The following is a 15,484-nucleotide window of genomic DNA, read 5'->3' on the forward strand; positions in this document are numbered from 1 at the left end:
GCTAGAAACCTTTCTTCAGGGAGATGAAGAACTGTCGAGGCGCGCCGGCGAGCAACGTCTGGTTGTCGCCGCTGGCGGTGAAGCCGTTTGATCCGACCGTACCGATATATTTCTTGTCTGTTAGGTTGGTCACGCTGCCCTCGATGGCGATGCCGTGCAGCACTCCTTCGCCCGCGAACCGATAGCCTATGCTCGCATCCACCAGCACGCGGGCGGGAACCGCTTCATCGTTGAGATAGGTGAAGTAGCGCTTGCTCATGTAATCCGCGCCGACGCGCGCGGTGACGCCGTATTGCTCATAGACAACCTCGCCCTTGACCATGTGTTCCGGCGTGTCGACGACTCTCTTGCCCTCGGTCGCAACCAGCAGCGCGCCGCTCGAGCTGCGAACGTCGTCGGCGTAAGTCGAATGATTGTACGAATAGCTGGCGAACAGCGACAGCGGCGTGAACACGCGGTAATTTGCCGACAATTCCGCACCATAGGTGTGGACGGCGCCGACGTTGTTTAGCGTCGCCGGATTGCCGATGATACCTGCACCATTGGCAAAGGCGAGAAGGCGGTTGGTGAAATCGACATAGTAGCCGACCGCCGACGCCTGAAACGGCCCCTCGCGGAAGCGCAAGCCGCCCTCCGCCGTCTTCGAGCGTTCCGGCTTCAATTGGTCACGAATTGCGTTAAACCCGGCCTGTGTGGTTGAGAACGGACCGGTCGTCGCCGAGGAGACAAAAGCCCGCATGTTCTCAGTGTAGTCGGCGAACACTTCTGTCTGCGGCGTCACCTTGAACACCACGCCCGCCTGTGGCTGAAAGAGATCACGCGCGGTAATCCTCCCGGTGGCGAGCGGCGACGTCGTGTCACCGAGCATCACCGCGCGGTTGACGACGTACACGCCCTTCCAGCCGCCGTTCACGGTAAGCCGGTCGTCGAACAGCCGCAGCGTATCCTCGACGTGGTATTGCAGCGTCTCGGTATTGTATTTCCCATCCCACTGGGTCGCATACGCGTTGCGCTGGAATGCCAGCGTATCACGGTTCGGCGTCGCGCTGTCGGTCATTCCGTAGAAACGGCGCGCCTGCGTGAAATCGTTATTCTCGTACCAGCCGCCCAGTTCGATGCGGTTCGCGCCTGTTTCGTAGGAGAGCGTGCCGATGCCGCCGAAGCGCTTGATGCTGTACTCCGTTGTGCGAAAACCCAGTGGGCTCGGCGCGGTGATGACCGACCCATCCTGGTTGAGCGCGCCGACCGACGTGGGCGAGTATGGCGTTATCCACGAACCCTGCCCCTCGTTTTGATGGTAATAGGTAGTGGTCTTCAGGGCCAACGCAGGCGTGAGATGCGCGTCGAACGTCACGCCGCCAAGGTAATCACGGCGCAGACCGCCGGCATCGTAATAGGCGTCGTCCACTGTGCCGAACCCGGTCGGGAAGGTCGTGCCGACCCCAGCCCAAGGCAGCGCCGCCTTGGATACCGCCGCAACCTGGTTCTGGTAAACCTTGGCGATGCGTAACGCGAGCGGGTAATCGTTGGCGATATTGTCGTCACGGAGGCCCCGGCGCGCGATGATGTCGTAGCTGAGATCCTGATAATCCTGCTCGCGACGATCTGAAAAATTGAAAAATCCTGAAATGCTGCCGAGCGGACCAAGATCTTCGACAATCTTCGCGTTTGCCTGATGCTGGCGCTGCGTGCCGTAGCCCTTCCACTTGTCCGTGGTGAGATAGCCGTAGCTGACGTAACCGCTCAGGCCGTGGCCTATGTCGCCGCTGTCGAGCCGCGCGTAGGCGCGGTAGGTGTTGTCGGAGCCATAGGTACCGCTGCCGGTGATCGCGGGCGTCGCATGCGGCATCGCGCTGAAGAACTCGATCGTGCCGCCGAGGTTGCTGGTGGAAGCGGTGCCGAGCGCGCCAGCGCCTTGCGCGACTTCGGTGCGCGCAACGTTCTCGGAGATGATCGCGCGGCTGATGTGTAGGCCGTTGACGTTGCCGTAGCTCATGTCGCCGAGCGGAACGCCGTCGAGCGTGAAGCCGAGCTGATTCTGGTTGAACCCGCGCAGTGAGATGCGCACCGCCCATTCATAAGCACCGAACGGATCGGCCGCCTGGAAGTTGACGCCAGGCAGTTTCTCGATCGCCTTCAGCGGGCTGGAGCCAGGCGTCAGCCGCGCGATGTCGGCGGCGTTTACGCTCTGCACCTGACGGCTTTGACCGAAGCCGAGCACGACGATGTCGTCACCCGGTGGCGCTGTGCCAGCCGGTTCGGGACTTGTGTCATTCGTTGCCGCCATGACGGGCCCCGCAACCGAATTTTCCTGCGCTTCGGCTGAGAGAGGCGTGATGATGGCTGCAAGCGCGATGCCGGTCAAAAGTCGAAGAGCGATTCTCATGGTGAGCCCCTTTGCGCCGCTTCGGCGTCGCAGGCCCATTGGCGGCGGGACATGACATGCTGGAGACGGGCATATTACGCTGTGATGACGCACGTCTCACGATAAATGGAAGCTGCTAGGGCGGCGCCCACCGTACATAGAAGAACCCAGCCAGCGCCGCCTTGAACAAGACGCTTTAACGGTTCCCAGATAGCAACAAGCTTTGCAGACTCCTTTGCAGAGTGACCCGGCGCGCTTGCAGAGCTTACAACATCGCTGCCGCCTCGTTGCGATGACGTGGGAGCGTGCGGCCAAGACGGTGCACATCGGCTGGCGAGGTGACCCACAAACCGACTTTTGTAAGCCTTTTGTAGTCTCTCAACTTCGGACGTCTGTTTATCAAGAGAAAGTGCAGCGCGTCCGAGCAGCTAAGGCGGCCTAATTATCGCCAGACAGGAAATCCGAGCACGGCACCCGCCTCAATTGATACACGCATGCCAACCCTTGGCAGCAACGCTGATGATAATGGTAGGACACTTTGCCGCATCATCGCTCATCTGCGCGGCGCCTGGAAATATTCGATGTTTCTCTGCTCCGCCAGCACACCCAAGCGGCACTTGCTGTCGGAAGTTACGGCCTCTCTACTGTTTTCCTGCACCCGTTTGTGATGTCCCCACGCTTGCTGTCTAAGCGGCTGCATGGCCAGCAAAACTCGATACGAAGCCCATCAACGACCTGAAGCAGATCTCGCCGGCCGTTAGGGCATCTACGCCTGCGGAGCCAAACGTTGGCTGGATGTTCATTTCGCGACAGAAGCTGAGGCCCGCGAGATGATCGTCATCCTCGACCATGTGAAAGCTTCTACTCCAATCCGGCGCCCAACCGCCTATTAATCATGGGGACTGACATTCGAGCTAATTGCTACGGCCTCAATCCGCCGGCGGCAGGTTTCCTCAAGCGGGCTTCGTGTCAGCGATGAGCAACTGTGGGTCGAAGATCACGCCAGTGAGTTCCGAGATATGTGCAAGCGGGATCTGGTACCGGGCGTACTCGCCAGGAGCGACCTTGATTCCGAAGCGATCGATGACGTCTTTTTGACTAAGCAGGAAAGCATAGATCCGCAGGATATGCCCCACGCTGTCATTTGCGCTGACCGCGACGACTTTCCAGAACGTTTCTGGGTACTGAACGACGCCGGTACCAAAGTCCTGCCTCGGGTCGCCCGGCGCAAGCATGGGTCCCGCGATAATGCACGCACGCGTGTCACCCGACTGGAGATTTTTTTGGTCCGCTCCTATCATTTACACATAAATGAAGGTGCGCCCTCAGCAGCATTTCCCGACATGATGAGGACGGACGCTGCGGCGCCCCCGACGCATTGGTTATACGGAAAGACGAGGTCCAGGCGGCCTCTTAAGTAGTTGACTAAATCGCTACTCGATCTCAGTCGATTGTTCATCTCTGCGAAAAGAATGAGAACCGCTACCGCTGTCTTGGTGACGGCGATCGTCTGGAGTGAAACCAGCCTGTCATGTTGCTGGCCCAGAGAGGATCGCCAGGCATTCTAACCCGGCAAAAGGAACATGCCGATGTTCGCTGCCGTACCGCCTGGGTCGTCGCTTGCTTTGGTGCTTCTCGGCGCCTGCCTGGTACTCGTGCTTGTGTTCGAGTTTTCGAATGGATTTCACGATACCGCGAACGCCGTCGCGACCGTCATCTACACCAACTCCCTCTAGCCGGTTCAGGCGGTGGTTTGGTCCGGTCTGATGAACTTTATGGGCGTCATGGTCGGCGGTACCGCGGTCGCTTACGCCCTTGTGGAAATCCTGCCGCCCGAGGTGTTGACCCCGCCGAATGGCGACCCGGCGATCGGAATGCTTGCCGCCTTGTTCATAACGTCGCTGCTTTGGAATGTCGGCACCTGGGCGCTGGGCATACCCAACTCCAGTAGCCATGCATTGATCGGGTCTCTTGTCCGCGTCTCGATCGCCTCCACCCTGCGACAATCGCGTCCGCTGCACGAAGGCGTCGATTGGTCGCAGATCCTCAAAGTGCTCGAAGCATTGCTTGTTTCGCCGGTGCTTGGCTTTGCGCTTGCGTGGCTGCTGTTCCGCCTGGTGCGGCTCCTGTTCAAAGACCAGCACCTCTACGAGCCGCCGGAGGGCGACACCCCACCGGTATGGTGGATGCGGGCCATTCTGATTGGCACCTGCACCGGCGTTTCGTTCTCCCACGGCAGCAACGATGGTCAGAAAAGCATCGGCCTGATCATGTTGACCGTCATCGGGCTTGCGCCGTTCACCTTTGCAATCAACGAGGATCTTGCGCCGGGCAAGGTTGCTGGCATCCTGCCCCAGTTTGCGAGCGCGACGTCGCTCATTGCAAAGGATGGAAGCAGCAAGAAGGCCGAAGGCCTCAACGCCGCTACGGATGCGATGGTGCTGATGAAGGGCGCCACGCGCTTGAGCGCGGTGCCGCATGACAAGCGCGTACGGCTACGCGCAGATACCAACCGGGTCATCGCCGAGCTGAAAACGGTCGGCGAAAACAAGGCTGGAAACGCATCCAAGACTGAGCAAGCGACCGCGAAGGCACTTCAGAAGGATCTCACCGGGCTGGTGAACTATGTGCCGTGGTGGGTAAGCGACGGCATCGGGGCTGCGAATCTCCAAATCGATAGCGCTGTGTGAGATGGAGCGGCCGTTTTGGCCTCCTAGCTGATTGAGGGCTTCGGCAGAGAGCAAAAGCTTCATATATGCACGGTCGGCCTCACTATGGCCGGTTGCCGCTCGCAACCGTTCCGTGATCATATGGTTTAGCTGCCGCGCCTTCCGCTACGATCCAACTGAGGGCATTCGGATGGCCGCTTTTTTCGCGGCAGTATTCATACTGTCACCAAGCCTGCCTAGCGGGGCGACCAGCAAGCAGCGGGTCGCTGCCCAGCGGGGAAATTGCAATGCAAAGAACAATCTGGACTAGCGGCGTCGCCTTGAGTGTGTTTGCTACTACCGCGCCTGCTTCAGCACAGCTCGCGACGCAGGCGCCTGCCGGATCAGTTTCCGCCTCCACGTCTGACACTGCGGCCGCGCCCAGCTTGACCAATCCCCAAGCGGCAGACCCCAACGGCGCTGCGGGGAATGACATCATCGTGACCGGTTCGGCCCGTGCCCAGCGGCGGTTCGGCGTTTCATACGAGATTAACTCGCTTTCGCAGACGGACGTGAAGCTGCTTGCTCCGAAAAGCTTTGCGGATCTGCTCGGCACCCTGCCGGGTATCCATGTCGAGACGACCGGCGGCGAGGTGCAGAACATTACCCGGCTGCGCGGCATTCCAACAGACCGTGGCCTGTTGATCTTCCAGCAAGACGGACTGCCGCTCTACCACGAGGTCGATGGATATTTTTTCAACGCAGGCGACGGGATGAATCGTTACGACCTCATGACCGACCGGGTCGAGGTCGTGCAGGGTGGCCCAGCGCCGATCTATGCTTCGGAAGCAGCTGGCATCGTCAACAACATCACCGTCAGCGGCACCGACACGCCACGCGGCAAGGCACAACTGACGATTGGCGACATCGGTTTGTATCGCGGCGATGTCATGCAGTCCGGCCCGCTTGGCCACGACACCTATTATGCGATCGGCGGCTTTCTGCGCTACAGCGACGGATATCGCGACAACGGGTTCCCCAATGATCGCGGCGGCCAGATTCGTGCGAACATTAAACATGATTTCGCCAACGGCTTTGTGAAGGTGACGGGCAATTACCTCAACGATCACAACGTCTTCTATTTGCCAATCCCAATCGCAAACCCCGCCAACCCATCGCAGTCGCTGAACCCGTGGCTCAACTACTTCACGGGTACGACCAACTCGCCGTCCTTCCGCGACGTAACGCTTAGCTATCAGGATCCCAATGGCGCATTGCGTAGTGTAAACCGCGATCTCGCCGATGGCCGGCATATGGTTTACGGCAATCTTGGTGTTCAGTATCAAGGTGATTTCGACGATTGGCTGGTCAGCTTCAAAGGTGGTGCAACGAAAGGCAAAAACACCTTCGACGCTCTGTATTCCACTACCAATCCCAGCGATGCGAATGCCTTCGCGGCAACCTACCGTGCGGCGGCGGCCAAGGCGTTCGGCGCTGTTGATCATCTTGGCTATGTCATTGCCGGGACGAACACCGCCTATAATCCGTACGGCCAATCCGGACTGGTGATGCCAGCGCAGTATCGCGCAGCGGACTCAAGCTTTTACTCAGTGCAGGGCGATCTTAGCGTCACCCACAAGTTCGCCACCGGCTTCGGTACGCATGACGTGAAGGTCGGTGCGTACACCTCCTTCTATGGCGATACACAGTATCAGCTTTACCAGCAGTACCTGATCCAAGTGCAAGGTCAACCTGCCCGGCTTGATCTCCTCGCGTATTCGGCAAGCGGTGCGGTACTGGGCAAGGTCACGAACAACGGCGCATTGCCCAGCACAAATGCCTTGGGTATCGGCAAGGTCGATGCGAAAATGTTTGCGATCTACGCCAACGATACCTGGGAAATCACGTCCGGTCTAAGGCTAGACGGCGGCATTCGGCATGAATGGTACAGCTACAATGGCTTTGAAGACTTCACAAAAACGGTTACGAACACGATGTTGACCGGAACGCTGGCCAACACTGTCATGGCACTAACGGGTAACGCCTACCAATTCCGTCTGAGCCCACAGGTGACCAACTGGACCGCTGGTCTCAACTACGATTTCACGCGCCATCTGGGGGCCTATGGCCGCGCCAGTCATATCGAGGTGCCACCTACTGCCGGAACCGCCTTTAGCACCACGCCGACCCCGACCTACACCAAGGCGAATGAGTACGAGCTCGGCCTGAAGGCTTCATTCGGGCATAACTACGTGTATGCCACCGGCTACTACACGCAGTTCAATCCGCTCAACGGCTCCTATCCGGACCCAACCACGCAATACACCACAAACGTGCCTTTCATCGGCAAGGCGGTAAGCAAGGGTATCGAGGTCGACGCGAACGTGGAGCCGGTACGCTGGTTCTCGGTGAGTGGGGCGATCACCTTCGCCGATCCGCAATATGATAATCTTTATAATCCCAGCCAACCCTCCCAGACCATCGCGGTCGCTGGCAAGCAGATCATCCGCGAGCCGAAGCTATACGGTCATGTCATGCCGAAGCTTCACTTTGAGAGTGGGCCGAACCTATTCGACGTCTATGGCACAATGAACTTTGTCGGTCGTGAATATGTCGATTATCTGAACTCCACCGAACTGCCCGCCTATCAGACGCTCGGCGTGGGTTTCAACTACACTCGTGGTTCTTGGCAGTTCCAGGTGGTGGGCGACAACGTCACCAACAATCACGGGCTGACCGAAGGAAACACCCGAAGCGACGTGTTCGGCCAAGGTACGGCGGTCGCGGTCTATGGGCGTCCATTGTTCGGGCGCAACTTCCGCTTCGTGCTGACCAAATCATGGTAAGCAGCCTATACAAAGACATCCTAAGCGCTTGCGCGATGCTGACGATCGCGGCGGCTCCGCCGAATGGCGCCGGCGTGCCGGACAGGATGATCGCGGCGCTTTCCGAACGGCTTTTCCCGACGCTGTCGATCTGGCCGCGCGATCTTCGGCCCAAGTCAATCACGGCGATGCTGGCGCAGCGGCGCCAGCGGATCGTCGCGTGCAAAAGCGATCCGCGCTGCGTGCTTCAGGCAGCACGCTGGAGTGACGCCGAGCGCGATACTCTCGGTAGCGCGGCCGAGCAAAGCGGCATTCGGACAGTCCGTGAAGACAGCGCGCGTTCTGCAATTCTGCGTGAGGTCGCAGGCATTAACGCTATTTTGAGCGTATACGGTCAGGGCGCGGCACCGCGCTACCCCGCGATTGATGGACCCGATCCTGAGCGCGCCACCGCAAATGCCTCGGCTGCTGTTGCGCTTGCCGAAGCCGAGCGCAATGCCTCGGCGACCATGCTCGATCCTAGTGTCGGGCTTGCGCTTGCCCTGCTCGACGTCAACGATCGCGACGACGCTGCCGCGTTCGAGCCGCTTGAGCCACGCTTCAACGCTGCGGCGACGGTGCGCGCCAAGACGCTCACTTGGTCACGCTATAAGTACACCGCGATCATCGTACCCGGTATCGGACCCGAGGACCTTTCCACGCCACTCAGTGCGCTTGGCAAGCTCAACGTCCAGATGGCGGCGACCCTGTGGAGAAGCGGCTTGGCCCCATTTGTGCTATTCTCTGGGGGATCGGTCCATCCGCGCAGAACGCGTCAGGTGGAGGCTGTTGAAATGGCCCGCGCCATTCAGGATCGCTTCGGGGTGCCAGCGGAAGCGATCATCATCGAGCCCTATGCGCGGCATACCACCACAAACCTACGGAACGCCACGCGGCGGCTCGTCGCATTGGGCGCTCCACTTGATCAGCCGGCGCTAATCTCAACCAATATCGACCAAAGCCGCTATATCGGGAGCGCAAAGTTCGCGCAGCGTAACCAGATAGAACTCGGCTACCAGCCCGGTCGCATCGGCGCGCGTCTGTCGCCAAATCAGGTGGAGTTCCTGCCCTCCACCGCTTCGCTGCGGGTCGACCCTTTAGACCCGCTCGATCCATGAGCGCTGCTCGACGTCCAGGCCCCCTCACGCAGGAGCAACCATGATAAAGCGCCTCGCCCTCCTTCTCACGGCACTGTCAGCATCGCCAGCCTTTGGCTGGGGTCATCAGGCGCATTCCGCGATCGACCGCGCGGCGATCGCTGCACTGCCGGCTGATGGACCGATCTTCCTACGCGCCTACTCGGACTATATCGCTGCGTCTTCCACCGTCCCGGATGGCTGGCGTAACGCGTCAGAGCCCTTTTCCAAAATCGAGGAGGACCCTAACCACGGCTGGTTCCGTGAGCGCTTCGCCTTCCTCAAGCCTATTCCCCGGTCACGCTATGCTTTCCTGCTGGCGCTTTACCGCGAAAATCAACGCCTCTTGCACAGTGATCCTGAATCGGCGGCTTGGATCAACGTTCGCTGGACGGGCACGCTCCCGTTCGCGATCATGGAGCAATACGGCCACCTTGTCGCCGACATGCGCCAGCTTCGCACCGCGCGTGCGAACGGCGAGGCGCAGAACGCGAAGTTTCTGGAACAGATCTGTGCATTCGATGTGATCCGACTTGGTCACTATGTCGGAGATGGATCTCAACCGCTTCACGACACGATGAACAGCGACGGATGGCGGGGGCTTAATCCCCACGGCTACACTGCCGACGGAAGCATACACGCTCGCTTCGAAACGGCTTATGTCAAATTGATCGACCTCACCGAAGGTGATGTGCGCCAACACATGGCGCCGCGCTCGCACGAAGAAGGAGACTTGTTCGACGCAGTGCTTTCCTACCTCAACGCTGCGGGCGATCATATGGAAACGGTGTACCAGCTCGATAAGCGAGGGTCATTCAGCAGGCAGAGCGACCCCGATGCACGCGCACTTGTCTATGCAACAACCGCGGCAGGTGCATCGATGCTGCGTGATATGATTGCGCGCGCCTGGAGCGAGTCTCAAGCCGTCGATGCCAACTTGGCGAACCCACTGGATCCACAAACACCTGGGTATGATCCTACGACGGGTTCCGCCCCGGCTAACGTCGATCCGAACTGATCATGTGCGCGTGTTGATCTTCCGAAAGATCGCTTGCGCAGAAGACCCAATTGCCGACACCCGAGGCCGAATCTCGCCGTCCCAACTCCGGCCATTTGTTCAGCTGACTATAAGTAGCTTATCGCACCTCCACGAGGTGAGTGCCTGAGGGCTGCTGCGTGAAGACGCAGCGCTTTTCGAGAAAGAGCTCAATCACCGCCGCGGCGGTCAAGCTGTGCTGACTCGGCTTGACGGTCGTGAAGCTGCCGCCGCCGGCGAGGGCGAATGGCAGCAGCAGCTGATCCGCCAGGTACGGCCCGGCGAACGCGTCGGAGGCGAGATAGCCTGCCATTCGGCCCGCTGCCGTCTGCGCGACCCGTTCCGCCGATACGCCGAGCTTACCAAAGCCGCTGACCACCTCCGTCACCTGTTCGAAAGCGGCTTCCAGCAGCAGGATGTTGCCCGGACCCTGGCTCTCGGGCAGTTCGCGGACCGCGAACGCCTCCTCCGACCAGTTGGCGAGCAGCTTCTTCGCGGTCGCGATCTCGCGATCGGCGACGCCGGGCGGGATGGCCGCGAACATTGCCAACGCTGACCGGGTGAGCGGTGCGCCTCGATCGAGGCAGTCGATAGACCTTAGCGGCGCTGGCGTGATGTCCACCTCGATCCGTCCGCCGCCACGCGGGTAGAAGCCGGGCCGCACCAACCGCGCTGTAACGGTAGGCCCCATCCGGTCGATGATCGGCAAGAAGCTACGGGCGATGAAATCGAATGGCGGCGCCAGCATGTTGTGCGTGCCGCCTTCGAGCACCAACCGCGACGGCGCATTCGAGATCGCCAGTGGCATCAGCACTGTCTGAAGTACCAGGCCTGTCGATCCCGCGGTGCCGACGGCGAAGTGGTATTCGCCCGGCGCGACCGGACCGGGGCGGAAGGTTACCGCCGACGCGCCAACGGTCAGCCCTTCGCATTCAGCTCCGCCGATCGCGCATGCCGCCTCGATCGCGGTGACGTGCTGGCGCATCAGCCCTGGCTTCTCACGGCCGCCCCTCACGTTGGTGATCCGGAACGGTGTACCCGTGACGAGCGCCAGCGCGCACGCGTTGCGCACCACCTGTCCGCCGCCTTCCCCTTTCGAACCATCGATCTCGATCATATTCTGTCTCGCATTGGGTGGTGTGCGTCAGCCCTTGACGCACACCACCTGCTTCAGTGTGTGGACGATCTCGACGAGATCGGCCTGCGCCGCCATCACCGCCTCGATCGGCTTGTAGGCGCGGGGACTCTCGTCGATCACCCCCTCGTCCTTGCGGCAGGCCACGCCTGCGGTCGCGGCGACGTGCTCCGCCACCGTGACTTCGCGCTTCGCCTGCGTCCGGCTCATCACCCGACCAGCGCCGTGCGAGCAACTGTCGAACGACTCCCTGTTGCCAAGGCCGCGCACGATGAACGACTTGGCGCCCATCGAGCCCGGGATGATCCCCATCACGCCTTCCGCCGCGCGCACCGCACCCTTGCGGGTGACGAGCACGTTCTGGCCGAAGTGGTTCTCCCGGCGAACGTAGTTGTGATGGCAGTTGATGGCCTCAAGCTCCGCGTCGAACGGCTTGGCGATGACGCCGCGTATGGCGCGTATCACGTTTGTCATCATCATCCGCCGGTTTAGCGCCGCATAGTCCTGCGCCCAGCCGACCGCCTCGACATAGTCGTCGAAGTGTTCGGTCCCTTCCGGGAAATAGGCGAGATCCTCGTCGGGAAGGTTCAGGAACCACTTGCGCATATCCTGCTTCGCCAGCTCGATGAAAAAGGTGCCGATCGCGTTGCCGACGCCGCGCGAACCCGAGTGAAGCATCACCCAAACGCGCTGCTCGGTATCGAGGCAAACCTCAATGAAATGATTGCCTGTCCCCAGCGTGCCGAGATGGACCAGGTTGTTGGTCTTGGCCAGCTTCGGATACTTGGCGACGATCTGCCCAAACCGGCCAGCGAGCATCGCCCAGGCCTCTACGATCTCGACGGGCGGATCACCCCACGACCCGGGATCGCGCTTGCCCATCTTCACATCGCGGCCGACGGGCACCGCCCGCTCGATCGCGGCGCGCACGCCTTCCAAATTATCGGGCAGGTCGCTCGCCATCAGGCTCGTCCGCGCCGCCATCATGCCGCAGCCGATGTCGACGCCAACCGCTGCCGGGATCACTGCGCCTTTGGTCGCGATGACCGAACCGACGGTTGCACCGATGCCGACATGGACGTCGGGCATGACGGCGACGTGCTTGAACACGAACGGCATCTTCGCCGCCGACGCGAGCTGCACCCGCGCCTTGTCATCGACCGGGACGCCGCGCGTCCACATCTTGATCGGGACGCCGCCCTCGACGGTCTGGACATCATAGTTCGCGATCATGTTTGCCTCCGGTGATCTCTGCGTTTGGGGCGACTGGCTGATTCCAGCCGCCCCGGCCGCGTTGTCGGACTGTTCGATACCATTCGATCCGACGCGATCTCCGCAGCATCGATTGTGCCAACTTCCGGTGTCTGCACCAATTTTTGACTAAGAATCTGTAATTTAGCCATATTATTTTTTGGAACAGTATACTGTCATTCTGCGGCCGATGACAAATGTGAGTGACAAGGATACTGACTTATCCTATCGTATAACCATGAAGCCGCTGGTAGTGATCGGGTTCCTTGGTTCTACGCTGGATGCCAGCAAGCACGACGCCTCTCGCTGGAACAAGTGGCGGCCGTCCGTGGGCCTCGCCATGCATGAGGATCTGCGGATCGATCGTTTCGTCCTCATCCACGGCACCCCGCACCAGCGGCTTGCCGACTTCGTCGCGCGGGACATTGCGTCGGTCTCTCCCGAAACGCGCGTCGAGCCGCACCTGATCGACTTCGCCGATCCATGGGATTTCGAGGAGGTTTACGGCAAGCTGCTCGACTTCGCTCGCGGCTGGCCGTTCGATCCTGAGGCGGAGGACTATCTCGTCCACATCACCACCGGCACTCACGTCGCCCAAATCTGCCTCTTCCTCCTGACCGAGGCGCATTACCTGCCCGGCCGCCTGCTCCAGACGCAGCCCCGACGAGGAACGGCCGAGCCGGCGGGGACTTGGAACGCGATCGACCTCGACCTGTCGCGCTACGACAGCATCGCGACGCGCTTCGCCGCCGCGAGCGCGGAGAGCACATCGTTTCTAAAGTCCGGCATTGAGACGCGAAGCGCCGTGTTCAACGCCATGATTGACGAGATCGAGCAGGTCGCGACCCGCAGCCGCTCACCGGTGCTGCTGATGGGACCGACGGGTGCTGGGAAGAGCCAGCTGGCCCGGCGCATCTATGATCTGAAGCGGCTGAAGCATCAGGTAAAAGGCGCCTTCGTCGAGGTGAACTGCGCGACGCTGCGTGGCGACAGCGCGATGTCGGCGCTCTTCGGGCACAAGCGAGGCGCGTTCACCGGCGCCGCCGCCGACCGCGCCGGGCTGCTGCGCACGGCGGACGGTGGCATGCTGTTCCTCGACGAGATCGGCGAGCTCGGGCTGGACGAGCAAGCCACCATTCTGCGCGCGATCGAGGACAAGAGATTTCTACCAGTCGGTGCCGACAAGGAGGCCGGGTCCGACTTCCAGCTCATCGCGGGCACCAATCGCGACCTCTCGCAGGCCGTCGCGGAGGGCCGTTTTCGTGACGACCTCTACGCCCGCCTCAACCTATGGACCTTCACGCTGCCAGGCCTCGTCGATCGGCGTGAGGATATCGCGCCCAATCTCGATTACGAACTCGACCGCTTCGCTGAGCGCGAGGGCACACGCGTCACCTTCAATAAAGAGGCACGCGATCGCTATCTCGCCTTTGCGGGAGGCCCCGACGCGCGCTGGACCGGCAACTTTCGCGATCTCGCCTCCAGCGTGACCCGCATGGCAACGTTCAGCCCGAAAGGCCGCATCGACGCCACTTGCGTCGAGGCGGAGGTTATCCGGCTGAAGCGGCTGTGGTCGGTTGGATCGGCACCGGACGACGGGTTGGTCGAAATACTGTCGCCAGACCGCGTCGGGACGCTTGATCCGTTCGACCGTGTTCAGCTGGCCCACGTCGTGGAGATCTGCCGACGCAGCCGCTCGCTCTCCGAAGCCGGCCGCACGCTGTTCGCCGCGTCGCTGGCGAAGCGCGCGTCCTCCAACGATGCCGACCGCCTGCGCAAGTACCTTCAGCGGTTTAACCTGACATGGCAGGAACTGCGTGATCGAGCGTAAGTTCGCCAATAAGCATCAGACGCGGCCACTCGGACCCAGAAGTCGCCATTGGGGCTGCCCCGTCCACTTCCCGGAACCCGCGGTTCGTTCACAATCTGATTCCGTTTCAGATTGGCTGCTTTATCAGCGGCAAGGTTCCGCTGTTGTCGGCGGTGTCACCGCGTCAGCTCTACGTTCAAAATACCTTCGATCGCAGGCAGCATCGCCTCGACCACAGCAGCGATTGCCTTGCCGTTCGGATGCACCCGGTCGGCAAGTACCATGTCTCGATGACCTAGCACACCGGCGGGAAAGAACGGCCAAGTCGTTGCACCATGGAGCTTGGCCAGAGCTTGCTGAATGTCTGCGTAAGGGCCTGCCCTCTGCGCGAGCAGCGGCGGAGGCACGACGGTTGTGAGCAGCACCGGGACGCCGCAGCGGCCAAACTCAACGAGGATCGCCTCGAGGTTCGCCAGCGTGGACGACGGCGGCACCTCTCGGAGCACGTCGTTGGGTCCGAGCTGGACGATCGCGAGGTCGGGACGGACTAGCAGGCGCGCGAGCACGCGAGGTAGCCTCCGCAACGCGTCGGCGGTGGTGTTTCCAGCGACACCCGCGTTGATCACCCGTGCGCCGGGATGTGCGGCGCTCAGAAAATGCTCCAGTTGAGCGGCAAAGCCGTCGGCGGTGGCTAGACCGTAACCGGCGACCAGGCTGTCGCCGAACGCGAGGATGAGCGGGGCTGATGCGGTCATGGAACACCGCAAAGATAGGTATTGCCGGGTCACTTTGTAGCGATGCCGCGTCGCATTGGTGCCGATGCCGGCGCCACGCGTTCAGTTATCCCGTACAATGGAGACATCGATGACCGACGAGACCGCCGTCCAAGCCCGCCGCCGCGAAATTGCGATGGAGCACGTCCTGTTCAAGCTGGCCGAATACGTTGAGGCGAAGCATCCTGGCCTGCTTGATCATATCGAAAGCAGCCTCGACCATCTGGGAGACCCGGCGAAGGACGAAAGCAAGGACGACGAGGCGGTGCGCGACATTGCACGAAAGCTGATTGCCAGTGCACGAAGTGAGGGCGCCGCCTGAGCACCCTGCTGCCCTCTGGACGGAAGCAGACGACGCCTCCACCGCGCGACGGAAAGGTTGCATGTGGACATATAGCGGCACGCGGTCGTCACTCGCACCATCATGGACGGCGCCGTCCGACGGAGGCGCCTTCTATCTAGTCAT

12 protein-coding genes are annotated in these 15,484 nt (G+C 61.0%); 7 read left to right on the forward strand and 5 right to left on the reverse strand.

The features are described from left to right. Position 1: 1 nt before the first annotated feature. On the reverse strand, positions 2-2,386 hold the full coding sequence (locus L8F97_RS17985) for a TonB-dependent receptor family protein (RefSeq protein WP_409929061.1): 2,385 nt from the start codon (positions 2,384-2,386) through the stop codon (positions 2-4). A gap of 932 nt (positions 2,387-3,318) precedes the next feature. Beyond that, complete coding sequence (locus L8F97_RS17990) at positions 3,319-3,666, reverse strand: DNA/RNA non-specific endonuclease (RefSeq protein WP_277925057.1); 348 nt, start codon at positions 3,664-3,666, stop codon at positions 3,319-3,321. A 288-nt stretch (positions 3,667-3,954) separates the two neighbouring features. On the opposite strand from L8F97_RS17990, the gene L8F97_RS17995 reads away from it, so the two are divergent. From L8F97_RS17995 to L8F97_RS18015, 5 genes are all read left to right on the forward strand, one after another. Next, on the forward strand, positions 3,955-4,101 hold the full coding sequence (locus tag L8F97_RS17995) for a hypothetical protein (protein WP_242153424.1): 147 nt from the start codon (positions 3,955-3,957) through the stop codon (positions 4,099-4,101). Positions 4,102-4,113: 12 nt separating this feature from the next. Then, the gene (locus L8F97_RS18000) at positions 4,114-5,055 is read left to right on the forward strand and encodes an inorganic phosphate transporter (protein ID WP_313932047.1); all 942 of its coding nucleotides are present in this window, start codon (positions 4,114-4,116) and stop codon (positions 5,053-5,055) included. Positions 5,056-5,321: 266 nt separating this feature from the next. Continuing rightward, positions 5,322-7,859: a TonB-dependent receptor gene (locus L8F97_RS18005; protein ID WP_242153431.1), complete on the forward strand. Its 2,538-nt coding sequence runs from the start codon at positions 5,322-5,324 to the stop codon at positions 7,857-7,859. A 35-nt stretch (positions 7,860-7,894) separates the two neighbouring features. Beyond that, positions 7,895-8,995, forward strand: coding sequence for a YdcF family protein (locus L8F97_RS18010; RefSeq protein ID WP_242153432.1), 1,101 nt, complete (start codon positions 7,895-7,897; stop codon positions 8,993-8,995). 40 nt (positions 8,996-9,035) lie between these two features. Beyond that, a complete protein-coding gene (locus tag L8F97_RS18015; RefSeq protein ID WP_242153435.1) occupies positions 9,036-10,031 on the forward strand; it encodes a nuclease in 996 nt (331 codons plus the stop codon). 118 nt (positions 10,032-10,149) lie between these two features. On the opposite strand, the gene rtcA is transcribed toward L8F97_RS18015, so the two are convergent. After that, a complete protein-coding gene (rtcA, locus tag L8F97_RS18020; RefSeq protein ID WP_242153437.1) occupies positions 10,150-11,166 on the reverse strand; it encodes an RNA 3'-terminal phosphate cyclase in 1,017 nt (338 codons plus the stop codon). A gap of 27 nt (positions 11,167-11,193) precedes the next feature. Further along, the gene (locus L8F97_RS18025) at positions 11,194-12,417 is read right to left on the reverse strand and encodes an RtcB family protein (protein ID WP_242153440.1); all 1,224 of its coding nucleotides are present in this window, start codon (positions 12,415-12,417) and stop codon (positions 11,194-11,196) included. Positions 12,418-12,673: 256 nt separating this feature from the next. On the opposite strand from L8F97_RS18025, the gene rtcR reads away from it, so the two are divergent. Next, positions 12,674-14,266: an RNA repair transcriptional activator RtcR gene (gene rtcR, locus L8F97_RS18030; protein ID WP_242153444.1), complete on the forward strand. Its 1,593-nt coding sequence runs from the start codon at positions 12,674-12,676 to the stop codon at positions 14,264-14,266. A 155-nt stretch (positions 14,267-14,421) separates the two neighbouring features. On the opposite strand, the gene L8F97_RS18035 is transcribed toward rtcR, so the two are convergent. Beyond that, positions 14,422-15,000: a GDSL-type esterase/lipase family protein gene (locus L8F97_RS18035; protein ID WP_242153447.1), complete on the reverse strand. Its 579-nt coding sequence runs from the start codon at positions 14,998-15,000 to the stop codon at positions 14,422-14,424. A gap of 109 nt (positions 15,001-15,109) precedes the next feature. On the opposite strand from L8F97_RS18035, the gene L8F97_RS18040 reads away from it, so the two are divergent. After that, positions 15,110-15,340, forward strand: coding sequence for a hypothetical protein (locus L8F97_RS18040; protein ID WP_242153451.1), 231 nt, complete (start codon positions 15,110-15,112; stop codon positions 15,338-15,340). Positions 15,341-15,484: the final 144 nt, after the last annotated feature.

This window comes from Sphingomonas sp. BAUL-RG-20F-R05-02, from assembly GCF_022662305.1.
Taxonomy (GTDB): domain Bacteria; phylum Pseudomonadota; class Alphaproteobacteria; order Sphingomonadales; family Sphingomonadaceae; genus Sphingomonas.